The organism is Stenotrophomonas sp. Steno-Z2, assembly GCF_056393235.1.
In genome coordinates this window covers 668299-684470 of the sequence record NZ_JBWJOY010000002.1, presented here as the reverse complement: position 1 = coordinate 684470, position 16172 = coordinate 668299, and the positions used below count along the sequence as shown (strand labels likewise).

General features: G+C 69.8%; 13 protein-coding genes. 8 read left to right on the top strand and 5 right to left on the bottom strand.

What is annotated here, in order from left to right:
• The first annotated feature begins 26 nt into the window (after positions 1 to 26).
• Positions 27 to 407, top strand: a complete 381-nt coding sequence (locus AC06FP_RS08200) for an SseB family protein (RefSeq protein ID WP_478075159.1) — start codon at positions 27 to 29, stop codon at positions 405 to 407.
• Positions 408 to 551: 144 nt separating this feature from the next.
• Here AC06FP_RS08200 and AC06FP_RS08195 read toward each other — a convergent pair whose 3' ends face one another.
• A complete protein-coding gene (locus AC06FP_RS08195) occupies positions 552 to 1592 on the bottom strand; it encodes a LacI family DNA-binding transcriptional regulator (RefSeq protein ID WP_478075305.1) in 1041 nt (346 codons plus the stop codon).
• A gap of 69 nt (positions 1593 to 1661) precedes the next feature.
• Positions 1662 to 2006: a GIY-YIG nuclease family protein gene (locus AC06FP_RS08190; protein ID WP_478075158.1), complete on the bottom strand. Its 345-nt coding sequence runs from the start codon at positions 2004 to 2006 to the stop codon at positions 1662 to 1664.
• Positions 2007 to 2090: 84 nt separating this feature from the next.
• Here AC06FP_RS08190 and AC06FP_RS08185 point away from each other — a divergent pair, with 84 nt between their 5' ends.
• The 3 genes from AC06FP_RS08185 (at position 2091) to AC06FP_RS08175 (ending at position 4744) form a co-directional block, all read left to right on the top strand.
• Positions 2091 to 2684 carry a DUF2239 family protein gene (locus tag AC06FP_RS08185; RefSeq protein ID WP_478075157.1) on the top strand — a complete coding sequence of 198 codons (594 nt, stop codon included), beginning with the start codon at positions 2091 to 2093 and terminating at the stop codon, positions 2682 to 2684.
• 136 nt (positions 2685 to 2820) lie between these two features.
• Positions 2821 to 3348, top strand: a complete 528-nt coding sequence (locus AC06FP_RS08180; RefSeq protein WP_478075156.1) for a single-stranded DNA-binding protein — start codon at positions 2821 to 2823, stop codon at positions 3346 to 3348.
• Between the two features lie 232 nt (positions 3349 to 3580).
• Entirely contained in the window at positions 3581 to 4744 is a 1164-nt protein-coding gene (locus AC06FP_RS08175) for a DmpA family aminopeptidase (RefSeq protein ID WP_478075155.1), read from the top strand.
• A 341-nt stretch (positions 4745 to 5085) separates the two neighbouring features.
• Here AC06FP_RS08175 and AC06FP_RS08170 read toward each other — a convergent pair whose 3' ends face one another.
• Positions 5086 to 6198: a helix-turn-helix transcriptional regulator gene (locus AC06FP_RS08170; protein WP_478075154.1), complete on the bottom strand. Its 1113-nt coding sequence runs from the start codon at positions 6196 to 6198 to the stop codon at positions 5086 to 5088.
• A gap of 280 nt (positions 6199 to 6478) precedes the next feature.
• Here AC06FP_RS08170 and AC06FP_RS08165 point away from each other — a divergent pair, with 280 nt between their 5' ends.
• Together AC06FP_RS08165 and dgcA are read left to right on the top strand one after the other, a co-directional pair.
• A complete protein-coding gene (locus AC06FP_RS08165) occupies positions 6479 to 7501 on the top strand; it encodes an N-acetyltransferase DgcN family protein (RefSeq protein ID WP_478075153.1) in 1023 nt (340 codons plus the stop codon).
• 7 nt (positions 7502 to 7508) lie between these two features.
• Entirely contained in the window at positions 7509 to 8492 is a 984-nt protein-coding gene (gene dgcA, locus AC06FP_RS08160) for an N-acetyl-D-Glu racemase DgcA (RefSeq protein WP_478075152.1), read from the top strand.
• Between the two features lie 58 nt (positions 8493 to 8550).
• Here the strand turns inward: dgcA and AC06FP_RS08155 are convergent, their stop codons facing one another.
• Positions 8551 to 9687, bottom strand: a complete 1137-nt coding sequence (locus tag AC06FP_RS08155) for a serine hydrolase domain-containing protein (RefSeq protein WP_478075151.1) — start codon at positions 9685 to 9687, stop codon at positions 8551 to 8553.
• Positions 9688 to 10064: 377 nt separating this feature from the next.
• Here AC06FP_RS08155 and AC06FP_RS08150 point away from each other — a divergent pair, with 377 nt between their 5' ends.
• The gene (locus AC06FP_RS08150) at positions 10065 to 12026 is read left to right on the top strand and encodes an alpha/beta hydrolase family protein (RefSeq protein WP_478075150.1); all 1962 of its coding nucleotides are present in this window, start codon (positions 10065 to 10067) and stop codon (positions 12024 to 12026) included.
• 64 nt (positions 12027 to 12090) lie between these two features.
• Here the strand turns inward: AC06FP_RS08150 and AC06FP_RS08145 are convergent, their stop codons facing one another.
• Positions 12091 to 13848, bottom strand: coding sequence for a peptide MFS transporter (locus AC06FP_RS08145; RefSeq protein WP_478075149.1), 1758 nt, complete (start codon positions 13846 to 13848; stop codon positions 12091 to 12093).
• Positions 13849 to 14102: 254 nt separating this feature from the next.
• Here AC06FP_RS08145 and AC06FP_RS08140 point away from each other — a divergent pair, with 254 nt between their 5' ends.
• Positions 14103 to 16064 carry an OPT family oligopeptide transporter gene (locus AC06FP_RS08140; RefSeq protein WP_478075148.1) on the top strand — a complete coding sequence of 654 codons (1962 nt, stop codon included), beginning with the start codon at positions 14103 to 14105 and terminating at the stop codon, positions 16062 to 16064.
• Positions 16065 to 16172 lie beyond the last annotated feature (108 nt).

The window sequence follows — 16172 nt, the reverse complement described above, 5'->3', positions numbered from 1 at the left end:
CCTCGCCCCGCCGATACCCACCCGCCATGGACACGCTTCCCCCGCAGACTCCGCTCGAAACGCTGCTGAAGGCGGCCATGGACGGTGCCGTGCCGATCAAGGCCTTCATGCAGGCCTTCGTCGCCTCGGAGGTGGTGCTGCTCACCGGCAGCCTGGTCACGCCCGACGGCAGCGGTTTCGATCCGCTGCTGTTCGACAAGCAGGGCGTGCTGCACGTGGCGGTTTTCACCGACATGGCGCGCGTCGGTTTCCACACCCAGCAGGCGCCGCATACGCTGCGCTGGCCGATGCTGGACGTGCTGCGGCGGGTGCCAGGCGGCTACGGCGTGGTGGTCAATCCGGGCACGCCGCTGGGCTTCGAAATCTCGCCTTCGGGCATAGGCGAGCTGCTCAAGGATTTCGCCTGATCCCCTGGATGCGGGGCTGGCCCCGCATGGCGCTTTCCCGGTAAGGCCTCATGTCGCAGGAGCGGCTCCGGGTGGCTTCGGGCCATCAGCCGCGATGGCGCTTTCCCGGTAAGGCCACGAAAGCGTTCGCGGCTCAAGCCGCTCCTACGGTTGCTCCCGCGCCCGCGACGACTCGCGCACCACCAGCTTCACCGGGATGCTCTGGCTCTCCACCGGCTCGCGCGCGATCAGCGCCAGCAGCTTCTCCACCAGCAGCTGCCCGGCCTGCTTGGTGTCCTGCTGCACCGTAGTCAGCGCCGGCGACACCGAGGCTGCCAGCGGAATGTCGTCGAAGCCGGTGACCGCCACGTCCTGCGGTATGCGCAGGCCATGCTCGCGCAGGGCGCGCAGCGCGCCGATGGCGATCAGGTCGCTGGCCGCGCATACCGCGTCGAAACGCTGCCCGCCGGCGAGCAGGGCGGCGCAGGCGGCGTGGCCGGATTCCTCGGTGGTGATGGCGTCGTGCTGCAGCGCCGGCTCGGCCGCCAGGCCGCGCGCGCGCAGCGCCTGCGCGTGGCCGCGGTAGCGTTCCTCGAACTCCGGGTAATGGCTGGAGGCATGGCCGAGGAAGGCGATGCGGCGCCGGCCCTGGTCGAGCAGGTGCGCGGTGATGTCGTAGCCGCCCTGGAAATTGTCGCTGCCCACCGATACGCCCGGCTGGCCGGGCAGGGCCGCGCCCCAGCGCACGAAATGGGTGCCCTGTTCGACCAGCCGCTGCAGCCTTTCCACCGATTCGTGGTAGTCGCCGTAGCCGAGCAGGATGATGCCGTCGGCCTTGTTGCTGTCCTCGAAATCGGCGTGCCAGTCGCTGGACAGCTGCTGGAACGACACCAGCAGGTCCTGTCCCTTCAGCGCGCAGGCGCGGGTGATCGAGCCCAGCATCGAGTGGAAGAACGGGTTGATCAGCGAGTCGTCTGGGGTCGGGTCCTCGAAGAACAGCAGCGCCAGCGTGCCGGACTGCTGGCAGCGCAGGCTGGAGGCGTTCTTGTCGACCTTGTAGTTCAGCTGCCGGGCGATCTCCAGGATGCGCCGGCGCGTCTCGGCGTTGACCATCGGGCTGCCGCGCAGGGCACGCGACACCGTCGGCTGCGAAACGCCGGCCATGTGCGCGATATCCAGTGACGTGGCTTTGCCCTTGATGACCATCATGACCGGCAGCGTGAAGGTGCCGGCCATCATGCCATGCGGCGACGGCGAGGGCGCCGCCGCGCCGGGTCAGCGCAGCGGCGTGGCGCCGGTCCGCCGGCAGACCTCGGCCAACGCGTCCTGCAGCAGGCGCGCGCGCTCGAATTCATGCAGGTCCGGTTCGTCTTCCAGTTCCAGCGCGTCGTGCCATTCGAACGCCCCGGCGCCGTGCGTATTCCAGGCCTGCTGCAGCGCACGGTGCGGATGGTTGCCCAGGCGCAGGGTGAACCACAGCCGGTTGCCGATGGTGGACAGGTCGTTGGCCGGCCCGGCCCAGCTCTCGCCGCTGGCGGTGCAGTGCACCTGGTAGATGCCGCGGCGGACCGGGCGGCGTTTGTAATCGGCGATCTGTTGCCGGCGCTGGTGCTTGTCCATGGGGTTGGTCCTGAAGAAGAGGAATATATTGCCCGGGTAAAAATAGCGTGGCAATATTACCCGGGTCAAATATGGAGACGCTGCATGAACGATCCCCTGAAGGCGCCCCACGCCCTGTTCGAAGGAAGCCGCCTGCTGGCCCGCGGCGAACTGCGGCAGGTGGTGCGGGAAGCCGTCGCGCGCGCGGGCGTGGCGGCCGATGGGCGGCCCCTGCTGCTGCTGGACGACCGCACCGGGCAGAGCCTGGACCTTGACCTGCGCGGCGATGCCGGCGAGGTGCTGGAGCGGCTGCGGGCGTGCTTCCCGGCGCCCGATGAAGCGGAACCGCCCGCGCCGAAGGAACGCGGCCGGCCGCGGCTGGGCGTGGTGGCGCGCGAGGTCACCCTGCTGCCGCGCCACTGGCAATGGCTGGCGGCCCAGCCCGGCGGGGCGTCGGCGACCCTGCGCAGGCTGGTGGAGGAGGCGCGCCGGCGCGAAGGTGGGGCCGGCGGCCAACGCCAGCGCCGCGAGGCGCAGTACCGGGCGATGCTGGCGCTGGCCGGCGACCTGCCGGGCTTCGAGGAGGCCAGCCGCGCCCTGTTCGCGGGCGACGCCGCCGGCTTCGCCGGCCGCGTCGGCCAGTGGCCCGCCGACGTAGGCGCTTACCTCACCAGCCTGTCGGCGGACGACGCGGGATGAGGCGACGGGGTGGGCGGGAAGGGGATGGGTTGTTACCATCCCGTGTCCCGTCCCCTCCCGGCGCCTGCACCCGGGAACCACGGATGCCGGCTGCAGCCGGCACAAACCCCGGCACACAACGCAAAGAGCGAATCCCATGGCGCGCGGCATCAACAAAGTCATCCTGGTCGGCAACCTCGGCAACGACCCGGACGTGAAGTACACCCAGAGCGGCATGGCCGTGACCCGCATCAGCCTGGCCACCACCAGCGTGCGCAAGGACCGCGACGGCAACAACCAGGAACGCACCGAGTGGCACCGCGTGGTGTTCTTCGGCAAGCTCGGCGAAATCGCCGGCGAGTACCTGCGCAAGGGTTCGCAGGTCTACGTCGAAGGCGAGATCCGCTACGACAAGTTCACCGGCCAGGACGGCGTGGAGAAATACACCACCGACATCGTCGCCAACGAGATGCAGATGCTCGGCGGCCGTGGCGAAGGTGGCGGCTACGGCGGCGAGCGCCCGCAGCGCCAGTCGGCCCCGCGCCCGCAGGGTGGCGGCGGTGGCGGCTACGGCAACCAGGACCAGGGCGGCGGCTACGGCCAGCGCCCGCAGCGCCAGGCACCGGCCCAGCAGCCGGCCGCGCCGCCGATGGACGACTTCGCCGACGACGACATTCCGTTCTGAGTCGCGCCAGCGGCAGCATCGATGTCCAGCAGGAGCCCCGATACTTCGGGGCTCTTTGTTTTTGAGGCATCCGCCGAGGCGGGAATCAGGATTTCTCCCGATGCGCCGGCACGGTTTCGGCGCCAGGATCATGCAACGGAGCTGGTGATCCGGCCCCGCATGCGCTGTGGAGCGGAGAAGCATCCTGTACCGTGGCGCGGTGCCCATCTGCCCCGCTGGAGATCGCCGAATGATGAAGCCCTGGTCCATCCTGCTGTTCGCCCTGGCCGCCGGTGGTGCGGTGTCGGCCACGTCCGCGGCCGAGCAGCGGCCGCGGGCGCGCGAGGCGGGCGTGGTGATCGGCACGCTGCCGACCGGGCCGCGCAATGCCATCACCGACGTGGCCGGGGTCGGCGTCGGCCACGCCACGCTGCGCGAGGGCACGCGCCTGCATACCGGCGTCACCGCGGTCCTGCCGCATGCCGGCAATGTGTACCGGCAGCGGGTGCCGGCCGCGATCGTCGTCGGCAACGGCTACGGCAAGCTGGCCGGGATCACCCAGGTGCAGGAACTGGGCGAGCTGGAAACGCCAATCCTGCTGACCGGCACGCTGAGCACGTGGAAGGTTGCCGATGCGGCGGTGGACTGGCTGCTGCGCCAGCCGGGCATGGAGCAGGTGCGCTCGATCAATCCGGTGGTCGGCGAGACCAACGACGGCTACCTCAGCGACATCCGCGCGCGGCCGCTGACGCCGGCGCTGGTGGAGCGTGCCCTGGCCACGCCGTCCTACGCCGAGGTCGAGGAAGGCGATGTCGGTGCCGGCGCCGGCACGGTCGCCTTCGGCTGGAAGGGCGGCATCGGCACCAGTTCGCGGCAGCTGCCCGCGGCCGGGGGCGGTTATACGGTCGGCGTGCTGGTGCAGAGCAATTTCGGCGGCGAACTCACCATCGCCGGCGTGCCAGTCTGGAAGGTACTGCCGGACCCGGCGGCCTACGCGCGCAGCCTGGCGGTGCCGCCCCCCAGCACCGGCGACGGCAGCATCATGATGGTGGTGGCCACCGATGCGCCGCTGGACGCGGCGCAGCTGCAGCGCCTGGCGAAGCGGGCGCTGGTCGGGCTGGCGCGTACCGGTTCGGTGATGTCCAACGGCTCGGGCGACTACGTCATCGCCTTCTCCACGGCGAAGGAGAACCGGCGCGATCCGGAGGTGGCGGCGCAGCCGGCGCGCAGCCTCGCCGGCGAAGCCATGTCGCCGCTGTTCCAGGCCGCCGCCGAGGCGACCGAGGAGGCCATCGTCAATTCGCTGTTTCGTGCCCACACCGTGCAGGGACACCGCGGCACCGCCGCGGCCCTGCCGCTGGAGCCGGTACTGGACGCGGTGCGGCGCGCGAAGGTGGCGGCGCCAGCGTCGCGCTGAGGCGCGCATCCGCGCGCGCACGTGCTGGCACGCCGCGGGCCGCGGGCCGCGGGCCGCGGCGGCCATCGTCATCGCGCACTCGTCCCGGCCGGCTCACGTCTGCCTGGATTGTATGCCTTGCCATGATCCGCCGGTTTCCCGGTCGTTCGGTCGCTCGGTTTTCAGGTGGCCAGCATGGCCCAGCATGCCGCTGGCGACGCATGTCCTCGGCAGGCTTGAAGAACGCCGGTTCGTGCAGGCGGCGAGGCCATGGGCCGACCCCGCATGCAGGGCCACGCGAATGGCCCACGGCGGCTCCGCGTTGGTTCCACTGAAGTGAGGCAAGGCCGCGCTTCGCCCGCTCAGTTCAGCAGCCGTGCCAGCTGCGTGCGGTTGGCGACATTCAATTTGCGGAAGATGGAGCTGATCTGCGACTCGATGGTCTTGCGCGAGCGGCACAGGCGCTCGGCGATGGCCGCGTTGCGCAGTCCCGAGGCGACCAGGCCGGCGACCTTGCGCTCGCTGGGCGACAGGCACCTGAGCAGGGGCAGGGCGCGGGCGGAGAGCGCTTCGGCCATTTCCCCGGCTTCGCCCGCGGGCGCGAGGATCAACAGGTGCTGCGCGTGGCGCAACGAATTGCCGGGTGCCGAACTGATCTCCACGCGCAGGGTTTCGGTGGGCCGCTGCGGATGGGCGATGGCGAAACTGGCGCGCTGGCCAGGCGCCATGGTCGTGCCGGTTGCGTCCTCCATCCAGCGGCGCAGTGGCGCTTCGATCGCGCGCGGCAGGCGCCCGCCGCGTTCGCCGTCCGTGCTCCAGCGCCGGCAGATGCGCCTGGCTTCGCGCGACATGTAGGACGGCGCCAGGTCCCCGTCCACCAGCAGCGCCGCCAGTGGCAGCTCGTACAGCAGGTCTTCCACGGCCTTGTGCCGCAGGCGGTCGGATTCGAGCAGGCGCACGCGCTGCAGGCTCGCGTCCAGCAATGGGTACAGCCCGGCCAGGAAGCCCAGTTCGGCGTCGGACAGTTCGCTGTGCGCGGCGAGGATGCGGATGCTCAGCACCGCCTCCAGCCGCGTGCCGTCCCAGAACGCCAGGTGGATGAACTCGCGCCAGGCCGGCGCCGGGTTCTGCGCCTTGAGCCGTTCCGGCGCCAGCGCGTCCTGCGAGGCGATCTGCGAGAACGTGTACCAGCGGATCCGCGGATTCGCGTCCAGGTAGGGCGCGGCCACCTCCAGGCTGGTGACCAGGCGGCTGTCCCCGTCGCCGGCATCGGCCAGGTGATGGCGGCCCTGCAGCGGCCGGTAGCCGTCGATGTCGAACAGCAGGCTGCAGGAATGGCAGGGCAGGGCCTTGTTGACCAGCGCCGCACAGGCCTGCCACAGCGAGGCCATGTCGAGCGCCTTCACCAGCGCCGCGCGCTCGGCGGCCATGCCGTCCGCGGTGGCGGAGGCGCCGGTGGCATCGAGCATCAACATGGCATCTCCCGGAAGGTGCGGACAACGTGGCGACGGCGCCGCATGCAGGCCAGCGGCGGGTGGCGTTCCGGCTATGTAGCAGCGGCTCCGCGGCGCTGGCAAGCCGCAGCGGCGGCCCCTGCAGCAGCCGCGCTCGATGCTGACAGGAACATCCGGGTTTTTCCCGATTCGCCGCACCGCGCGATATGGTCGAATGGCAACGGGCAGATCCAGCCAGGGCAAAGGTGACAGCGATGCGGTACACGAATGAACGGTGGCAGGCGGCAAGGGAGGCGAAACCATGAGCGCGGCACCCGGCAGGCTGGTCCTGCACATGCCCTACCTGTTGTTCCTGGGCGAGGAGACCAACCCGCTGAAGGCCAAGACCGCCTTCGGCCTGCGCGACTGGACCGCGCAGGGCTGCATCGGCCAGACGCGGCTGCCCGGCGGCAGCATCGACCTCGGCCTGCCGGAGATGGACCCCGCCGCCGCGGCCGCGGCCGGCGCGCGTTCGCTGGTGATCGGCGTCACCCCGGTCGGCGGGCGCATTCCCGCGCATTGGGGACCGCTGCTGATCGCCGCGGTCGAAGCGGGCCTGGACATCGTCAGCGGCCTGCACACGCCGCTGGAATCGGTGCCCGGCCTGGCGCAGGCGGCGACGCGTTCGGGGGCGCGGCTGGTGGATGTGCGGCGGCCACCGGACAACCTGCCGCGCGCCACCGGCAGGCGGCGCAGCGGCAAGCGCGTGGCCATGGTCGGCACCGACTGCGCGCTGGGCAAGAAATACACCGCGCTGGCGCTGGCGCGGGCGATGCGCGGGCAGGGCGTCGATGCCGATTTCCGCGCCACCGGCCAGACCGGAATCATGATCGCCGGCGCCGGCATCGCCGTGGACGCGGTGATCGCCGACTTCATCGCCGGCGCGGCCGAGTGCATCTCGCCCGACGCCGCGCCCGACCACTGGGACCTGATCGAAGGCCAGGGCTCGCTGTTCCATCCGGCCTATGCCGGCGTCACCCTCGGCCTGCTGCACGGCTCGCAGGCCGACGGCCTGGTGTTGTGCCACGACCCGCTGCGCACGCACCTGGTCAGCTGGCCGGATTACCCGGTGCCGACCCTGGCGGTGGCGCGCGACCTGTACCTGCAGGCGGCGCGGCTGACCAACCCCGGCGCGCGTCTGGTGGGGGTGAGCCTGAACACCTCGGCGATGGACGATGCCGCCGCACAGGACGCCTTGGAACGCGCCGAGCGCGAACTGGGCGTGCCCGCCTTCGACCCGATGCGCAGCCGCCTGGACCGGGCCGTCGCCTCGATCATGGGGTGAAGCCGTCATGGCGCGCATGCTGCATGCCAGGCCGCACGCCTGGAGACTGAAGGAGCCCTTCGCCATCGCCCGCGGCGTGCGCAGCGAGGCGTGCGTGGTCATCGTCGAGCTGCACGAGGACGGCCTGCTCGGCCGTGGCGAGGCTGGCGGCATCGGCTACCAGGGCGAGACGCCGGAAAGCATGCTCGCCCAGATCGAACAGGTGCGCGGGGCGCTGGAACAGGGCTGCGATCGCCACGACCTGCTGCGGCTGCTGCCGGCCGGCGGCGCACGGCATGCGCTGGACGCGGCGCTGTGGGATCTGGAAGCCCGGCGCAGTGGCGTGCCGGTGTGGACGCGCGCCGGCATCCGTCACTGGCAGCCGGTCGAAAGCGCGGTGACCATCGGCATCCGCGACATCGCCGCCTACGAAGCCACCGCGCGCGCGCATGCGGATTACCCCTGGCTCAAGGTGAAGGTGGGCAAGGGCTCGCCGCTGGACGCGGTGGCCGCCGTCCGTCGTGGCGCGCCGCGGGCGCGGCTGATCGTCGACGCCAACCAGTCGTGGAGCGTGGACGAACTGCGGGCCTGGGTGCCGGCCCTGCAGCCATTCGGCGTGGAACTGCTCGAACAGCCGATAGCGGTGGCGGACAGCGATGGCCTGCTCGGTTACGACGGTGCGATTCCGGTCTGCGCCGACGAGGCGCTGTCCACGCTGGACGACCTTCCCGCGCTGGTCGGCCGCTACCAGTTCGTCAACATCAAGCTGGACAAGACCGGCGGCCTCACCGCCGCGCTGGAGCTGGCCGCGGCCGCGCGCGCGGCGGGCTTCCGGCTGATGGTGGGCTGCATGCTGGGCGGTTCGGTGTCGGTCGCGCCGGGCATGGTGCTGGCGCAGCTGTGCGAAGTTTGCGACCTGGACGGCCCCTGGCTGCAGGCCGAGGACTGGCCGGGCGGCATCGTCTACCAGCGCGGGCGCATGGCGATGCCGGAACCGGCGGTATGGGGTTGAGCATGCGTTGACCGCAACGACCGGGCCGGTCGCGCAGACAGCGCAACCGGCCTTCGCATCAGTCCTGCGAACTGGACCAGTCGACCGCCGGGTAACTCCCCGGTCCCATGAACGCACGCAGCACCTGTTTGTACGCGCCCGGCCCGTTCTCGCTGTTGGTGAACAGCACCAGGCTCTCGCCGCTGGCCGGGTCGAGCATGAAGAAGGCCTTGAAGCCGGGGTTGTCGCCCCAGTGCCAGACCAGCCGCCTGCCGTCGGCGTCCTGCAGGCCGACGCCCAGGCCCCAGGCGATGAACGGATCGGCCGGCCTGGGCGAGGCCGGATCGTCGGCATCGCTGGATGGCGCGGACATCAGCGCGTGCGTGGCCGGTTTCAGCCCTTCGCCGCGGTACAGCGCCCTCTGGATGAAGTTGTCGTAGTCGTGGGCGTTGGTGACCAGGGTCCACGCCGTGTTCTCCCAGGTGAACACCCGGTCCGGCTCGGGCGCGCCATCCTTGCCGTGGCCGGAGGCGGTGCGCGCGTCGAACCCGGGGACGGTGAGGTAACTGCTGCTGGGCATATCGAACCGCGAAAACACCTCGCGTGCCGCCAGCGCGTTCCAGCGGGAACCGGTGATGTGCTCGAGGGTGCGCTGCAGCAGGTAGAAACCCTCACCGGAGTAGGCGTAGTGCTCGCCGGGCGCGAACTTGCTTTCCAGCGGCGTGCGGTCGATCGCCGGGTCCGAGGGCGATATCTGCCAGTTGCGCAGTCCGCTGGTGTGGTTGAGCACCATGCGCGCGGTGATCCTGCGCGCCAGCGGGTTGTCCCTGGTCCTCGGCGAATGCCAGTAGTCCCACAGGGGTGTATCCAGGTCGAGTTTTCCCGCATCGACCAGGCGCAGCGCTATGTAGGCGGCGACCACCTTGGACAGCGACGCGGCCTGGAAAACCGTGTCGTCGCCGACCTTCGCCGCGCCATGGTTGTTCAGCACGCCATGGCAGTACGCCTCGGAAATGCCGCCGCGCGTATGGACCAGCTGCGCGCCGGGAATGGCCTGCGAACGCATCGCCGCCTCGAAGGCTTCGCGGCTGCCCCGTACAGCCTCCGTTTCCTCCGGCGCGAGCGTGTCGCATCCATGTCGGGCCACGGTGGCGGGTGCGGACGGGCCGGAATGCGCGTCGGCCATGGAAAACAGTGCCAGTGCCAGAACGGCCATGCGTGGTGCCTGGATCTTCATCTTTTCCCCGGTCTGTTCGAAAAGGTGCCGCATGTATCGCGAAGCATGCAGGAATGGCGCGGCCTGTGGCGACGTGGGATACACGCCAGAGCGCATCGGGCGGCGGCAACCATACCGCATCGGCAAACGCATCAAGCCTGCCTGAAGACACTTTTCGCAGGTCGTCCTTCATTGTTTCCGACGTGGCGGAGCGGGCGGCGAAAGCCACTATCACGGGCAGAATCGGGGTTTCTGCCGAGCGGCAGGCCGGGCAGCGTCCCTGGCGGGAATGGAGATGGGGCACTCCATATGACGCCGATGTGCCGCGTGGCTAGAATCCCGCTGGCAGTGGGCCGGATGCCCCAGGGGAGAATGGAATGAGAGCAGGCAGGTTGTGGGGGCTGCTGCTGGCCCTGTCGATGCCGGCGGTGCAGGCGGATGCGGCGGTGGATCTGGGGCAGTTCATCCGCAAGGATGAGTTCAACGAGATCAAGATATCTCCGTCAGGCGAGTACTACGCGGCGACGGTGCCGCTGGAAGGCAAGACCGCATTGGCGATCTTCCGCCGGGCCGATCTCAAGCCCACCGGTACGTTCATGCCGGTGCGCAACGCGCACGTGGGTGATTTCGAATGGGTGAACGATCAGCGCGTGCTCATCGGCATCGCGGAGAAGTTCGGCATGCTCGACCAGCCGCAGCCGACGGGCGAGATTTATGCGATCAACGCCGATGGTGGGCAGGCCGACCTGCTGGTCGGCTTCCGGGTGCAGGGCAATGGCGCCGGCACCCGCATCCAGCCGAAGAAGGTCGAGGACGTGGCTGCGTTCCTGACCGACGTACTGCCGAACGACGACCGCCATGCGGTGATTTCGGTATGGCCGTTGCTGGGCGACGAGCCCTTCACGCGGGCGGAGCGGATGGACGTACGCAGTGGCCGCCGTACCACGCTGGCGCGTGCGCCGGTGCGGCGCGCGAGCTTCGTGACCGACAACGGCGGCGAGGTACGGTTCGCGTATGGCGCCAATGTGGACAATGTCAGCAGGCTGTACTACCGCGATGCCACCGGCGCCGAATGGCGCCTGGTCAACGACCAGAACGCCAGCAGGAAGATCGAGATTCCGCTGGGGTTCTCGCAGGACAACCGGCTTGCCTACCTGCAGGTGCGTGGCGAGGATGCCGGCACCGACCGCATCGTCGCCTGGGATCCGGCGACCAACGTACGCACGACGGTGCTGCATGACGCCGGCGCCGACCCGCTGTCGATCATCCATCGCAATGGCACCTCGATTCCGGTCGGCGCGCAGGTGATGGATGGGCGGCATCGCAATCTTTTCTTCGATGACGCTTCGCCGGAAGCCCGCCAGTACCGCAGTCTGGAGGCCGCCTTTCCCGGCCAGTCCGTTCGTATTACTTCCAGCACCCGCGACGGCAAGCTGCTGTTGATCAGGGTATGGTCGGGCAACAGCCCCGGCGACTTCTACCTGTTCGACACGGCGAACAAGCAGGTGGCCCATGTAGTGAGCAGCGGCAGCTGGATCGATCCGGATGCCGCGGCCCCGGTCGAACCCTTCACCTTCAATGCCCGCGATGGGCTTGCCATCCATGGCTATCTGACCCGGCCGCGCGTCGCATCTGGCGCCCGGCCGATGGTGGTGATGCCGCATGGCGGGCCGTTCGGCATCTTCGACGCATGGCAGTACGACCGCGACGCGCAGATGCTGGCGGCGGCCGGTTATACGGTCATGCAGGTCAATTACCGCGGTTCGGGCAACTATGGCTGGGCGTTCCAGAATGCCGGCGCCCGCCAATGGGGCGGTGCCATGCAGGACGACCTGACCGATGCCACGAAATGGGCGATCGCGCAGGGCCACGCCGATCCGGCGAAGATCTGCATCTACGGTGCCAGCTATGGCGCCTATGCGGCGCTGATGGGCGTGGCGAAGGAGCCTTCGCTGTATCGCTGCGCGGCCGGTTACGTGGGTGTCTACGATCTGCCGATGATGCAGCGCGAGGATGGCCGCAAGCGGCGCAGCCTCGGGAACTGGTCCAGGGACTGGGTGGGCGAGGACATGGCCGCGCTGGCCGCCGTTTCGCCCAACCGCATGGCCGAGCGGATCAAGGTCCCCGTGTTCCTGGCGGCGGGCGGCGAGGATGAGATCGCCCCTGTCGAGCACACGCGCATGATGGAGGCCGCATTGAAGAAGGCGGATGTCCCGGTCGAATCCCTGTACTACGACACCGAGGGCCACGGTTTCTATACCGAGCCGCACCAGCGCGAGTACTACGGCAGGTTGCTGGCGTTCCTCTCGCGGCATCTGGGCGGCGAGACCGCGAAGTAGGCGCGGCGCGCGGGCAGGAAAAGCAACGGCACTTCACGGCGCCGTTGCTTCACCATGGAGCGGCTCAGCGCACGCCGTGCATCATTCGCTTCAGCAGCGGCGAGGCGAGCAGGGCGAGCACCGCGCAGCCCAGGCCGATCCACATCAGCAGCCAGAACAGGTGCTCGTAGCGGGCCGCGGCCTGGGCGATGTCCATCACCTCGCCCTCGGGCACGTCGATGGCGGCGAGCTTGCCGAACAGGGCGGCCAGGGTTTCCGAGAAGGCGGTGGCCAGGAACCAGGTGCCCATCATCAGGCTGACCACGCGCGGCGCGGCCAGCTGGGTGACGGCCGACAGGCCCACCGGCGACAGGCACATCTCGCCGATCTCCAGGACCAGGTAGGCCAGCACCAGCCACCACACGCTGGCCATCTGCCCGGTGGCGCCGACGTGCTGCGCGGCCAGCGCCAGCGGCACGAACGACAGCGCGCCGAACAGCAGGCCGAACGAGGATTTCACCGGCTTGGACGGGTCCAGGCCGCGCCGGTCCAGCCAGGCCCACAGCGCGGCGAACAGCGGCGCCAGCAGCACCAGGAACAGCGCGCCGAGGTAGGTCAGCGAACCGGCGGTCTGCGGCAGCACCAGGCAGTCGCGCACCAGCATCACCAGCATCGCCGCGACGATGGCGGCGAACAGCACGCGCGGCGCATTCGAGGCCGGGTCGCGCTCGGACAGGCGCGCGGCGACCACGAAGCCCAGTGGCGCCAGCAGCAGCGAGGCGATCGACCATGGCAGCGGCGTGCCGTCGCGGACCACCAGCGACGGCACCAGGTCCTTGGTCAGCAGGCGGTCGGTGAACGTGACCCATGAGCCGTAGGTCTGCTCGTACAACGTGAAGAACACCAGCGCCATGAAGATCAGCGCCATCAGCGCGATCATCTGCTGGCGCTGCACCGGCGTGCAGCGGGTGCCGGTGAACCAGGCGAACCACAGCAGTACGCCGCCCAGCACCACGATCATCAGCATCAGCGCCAGGCTGATTTCGCCGCCCAGGGCGAAGGCGCCATTGGCCGCGGCCCACATCAGCGCGGCCACCGGCAGCACGCCGGCGATGGCGATCGCATAGATCAGCCATTCGCGCGGCAGCCCGGCCACGCGCTCGCGCAGCGCCGCCGGCTGCGGCGGCTCGGCATGGCCCTGCAGGTATTTCTGGCCCCACAGGAACATCGCCAGGCCGACCAGCATGCCGATGCCGGCGGCGCCGAAGCCGTATTTCCAGCCGTAGGCCTCGCCGAGGAAACCGCAGACCAGCGAGGCGAACAGCGCGCCGAGGTTGATGCCGGCGTAGAACAGCGAGAAGCCCGAATCGCGGCGCGGGTCGTTCTCGGGGTAGAGCTTGCCGACGATGGTGGAGATGTTGGGCTTGAGGAAGCCCACGCCCATGATGATCAGCGCCAGCGACAGGTAGGTCGCGCCCAGCGCGGCGTCGTCGCGCACCACCTCGCCGCCGACGCGGTGCGCCGCGTGGCCCTCGAAGGCCATGCCCAGGTGGCCCAGCACCAGCAGGATGCCGCCGAACACCACCGCCTTGCGCATGCCCAGCCAGCGGTCGGCGAGCAGGCCGCCGAACACCGGCACGCAGTACACCAGGCCGCCATAGGCGCCGAGCAGGTCCAGCCCGGCCTTGTCGCCGAACAGGTGGTACTTGGTCAGGTAGAGCAGCAGCAGCGCCTTCATCCCGTAGAAGGAAAAGCGCTCCCACATCTCGGTGAAGAAGCAGACGTAGACGCCCTTGGGGTGGCCGAGGAAGTCGCTGGACGGGGAGGCGGCGGTGGCGTGCATCGGGGAGCCGGCGGCGGAATCGGCGGCAAGTATAGGAGCCGGGCACGGCTCGGGCCGCGGACCCAGGGCCGTCCGCCCCCGCGGGAGCGCACTTCCATGCGCGAACGGACAGCACCGGCAAAGCCGCGTGGGGTACCAGGGTGTGCGCCTGCGGTCCGACGACCGCCGCCGCCCCGGCGCATGCTGCGGCACGGCTGGACTTGCCGTTAAGCGGACGTTAGCGTTGCAGCGTTTTTTGCCAGCGGGAAACCTCCATGAACAATGCTGCACCCCCGCAGCTCACCTTCCGCGCGGTGGTCCTGGCCATCGTGCTGGCGGTGGTGCTGTCCGCCGCCAACGCCTACCTGGGCCTGTTCGCCGGCCTGACCGTGGCCACGGCCATTCCCGCCGCGGTCGTCTCGATGGGCGTGCTGCGCCTGCTCGGCGGCGGCACCATCCTGGAAAACAACATCGTCCAGACCGGCGCCTCGGCCGGTTCGTCGATCGCCGCCGGCGTGATCTTCACCATCCCGGCGCTGATCCTGATGGGCTACTGGCCGGACTTCAAATACTGGTGGGTGCTGGGCATCGCCGGCCTCGGCGGCCTGCTGGGCGTGCTGTTCTCGGTGCCGCTGCGGCGCTCGATGATCGTCGAGGAGCCGCTGCCGTTCCCCGAAGGCAAGGCCGCGGCCGAAGTGCTCAAGGCCGGTGAGAACCCGGGCCCGGGGCTGAAGATCCTCGGCATTTCCGCCGCCATCGGCGGCGTGGTCAAGCTGGCCGCCGCCAATGGCCTGAAAGTCATTCCCGACAGCTGGGCGATCGCCGGCTATTTCGCCAACAACAAGGTGATCGGCTACCTCGGCACCGGGCTGTCGCCGGCGCTGCTGGGCGTGGGCTACATCGTCGGCCTGAACGTCGGCATCGTGGTGCTGTCCGGCGCGATCCTGTCCTGGCACATCGCCATCCCGCTGTACCACGCGCTGTTCCTGGGCAGCGACCCGCAGCTGGCCGCGGGCATCGCCGGCGCGCCGGCGGCGGATGCGGCCTTCGCCATCTGGTCGTCCAAGATCCGTTTCCTCGGCGTCGGCGCGATGCTGGTGGGCGGGGTGTGGACCCTGTTCTCGCTGCGCAAGTCGCTGCTGGCCGGCATCAGGAGCGGCTTCGCCGCGGCGCGCAAGAGCGCCGGCGCCACGCAGCTGGCCGAGACCGAGCGCGACCTGCCGATGAAGTGGATGCTGGTGGCGCTGGTGCTGTTCGTGCTGCCGCTGCTGGCGCTGTACCAGGCCATCGTCGGCCAGTGGCACGTCAGCGTGCCGATGACGATCATCATGATCGTGGCCGGCTTCCTGTTCGTGTCGGTGTCCGGCTACCTGGCCGGCCTGGTCGGCTCGTCCAACAACCCGGTCTCGGGCATCACCATCGCCACCATCCTGTTCGCCTCGGTGGTGCTGCTGTTGCTGCTGGGCGAGGGCGGCAAGGTGCAGGTCGGCGGCGCGCCGCTGGGCGCGGTGGCGGCGATCATGATCGGCGCGGTGGTGTGCTGCGCGGCCGCAGTCGGCGGCGACAACCTGCAGGACCTCAAGACCGGCTACCTAGTCGGCGCCACGCCGTGGAAGCAGCAGCTGATGCTGGGCATCGGCGCGTTCTCCTGCGCGCTGATCATGGCGCCGGTGCTGAACCTGCTGCAGGAAGCCTACGGCATCGGTTCCAAGACCCTGCCGGCGCCGCAGGCCAACCTGATGGCCTCGGTCGCGAAGGGCCTGTTCGGCGGCGACCTGCCCTGGACCATGATCATCATCGGCGGCGTCATCGGCGCGGTGGTGATCGCCATCGACGGCTGGCTGAAGAAGACCGGCAAGCGCTTCCGCGTGCCGGTGCTGGCCGCGGCCATCGGCATCTACCTGCCGCTGGAACTGATGGTGCCGATCTTCCTTGGCGGCCTGCTGGCGCACCTGGTCGAGCGCTTCCACAAGGTGCGCGCCGACGACGAGGCCGCGCTGGACCGCGTGCACCGCCCGGGCGTGCTGTTCTCCGCCGGCCTGATCACCGGCGAGGCGCTGATGGGCATCGCCATCGCCCTGCCCATCGTCGTTACCCAGAACCCGGAGGTGCTGGCGCTGCCGCTCAGCCTGGGCGCCGCGGCGCAGTGGGTGGGCCTGGCGGTGCTGTTCCTGGTCGGCTGGCTGCTGTACCGGGTCGGGAAGAAGGGCGAACAGGCCACGTCGGCCCAGGGCTGATTCCGGCCCGTCCCCCGTTCCGCGCGCAAGGCCCCGCTCCGGCGGGGCTTTGCCGTTGCGGGCGGCAGCCGGGGGCATGACTTCAAGCCTTTGCACGGCGGCGCCGGC

Coding starts and splice junctions, on each gene's coding strand:
- AC06FP_RS08200 (WP_478075159.1), top strand. CDS start 27: ATGGACACGCTTCCCCCGCAGACTCCGCTCGAAACGCTGCTGAAGGCG.
- AC06FP_RS08195 (WP_478075305.1), bottom strand. CDS start 1,592: ATGGTCATCAAGGGCAAAGCCACGTCACTGGATATCGCGCACATGGCC.
- AC06FP_RS08190 (WP_478075158.1), bottom strand. CDS start 2,006: ATGGACAAGCACCAGCGCCGGCAACAGATCGCCGATTACAAACGCCGC.
- AC06FP_RS08185 (WP_478075157.1), top strand. CDS start 2,091: ATGAACGATCCCCTGAAGGCGCCCCACGCCCTGTTCGAAGGAAGCCGC.
- AC06FP_RS08180 (WP_478075156.1), top strand. CDS start 2,821: ATGGCGCGCGGCATCAACAAAGTCATCCTGGTCGGCAACCTCGGCAAC.
- AC06FP_RS08175 (WP_478075155.1), top strand. CDS start 3,581: ATGAAGCCCTGGTCCATCCTGCTGTTCGCCCTGGCCGCCGGTGGTGCG.
- AC06FP_RS08170 (WP_478075154.1), bottom strand. CDS start 6,198: ATGTTGATGCTCGATGCCACCGGCGCCTCCGCCACCGCGGACGGCATG.
- AC06FP_RS08165 (WP_478075153.1), top strand. CDS start 6,479: ATGAGCGCGGCACCCGGCAGGCTGGTCCTGCACATGCCCTACCTGTTG.
- dgcA (WP_478075152.1), top strand. CDS start 7,509: ATGGCGCGCATGCTGCATGCCAGGCCGCACGCCTGGAGACTGAAGGAG.
- AC06FP_RS08155 (WP_478075151.1), bottom strand. CDS start 9,687: ATGGCCGTTCTGGCACTGGCACTGTTTTCCATGGCCGACGCGCATTCC.
- AC06FP_RS08150 (WP_478075150.1), top strand. CDS start 10,065: ATGAGAGCAGGCAGGTTGTGGGGGCTGCTGCTGGCCCTGTCGATGCCG.
- AC06FP_RS08145 (WP_478075149.1), bottom strand. CDS start 13,848: ATGCACGCCACCGCCGCCTCCCCGTCCAGCGACTTCCTCGGCCACCCC.
- AC06FP_RS08140 (WP_478075148.1), top strand. CDS start 14,103: ATGAACAATGCTGCACCCCCGCAGCTCACCTTCCGCGCGGTGGTCCTG.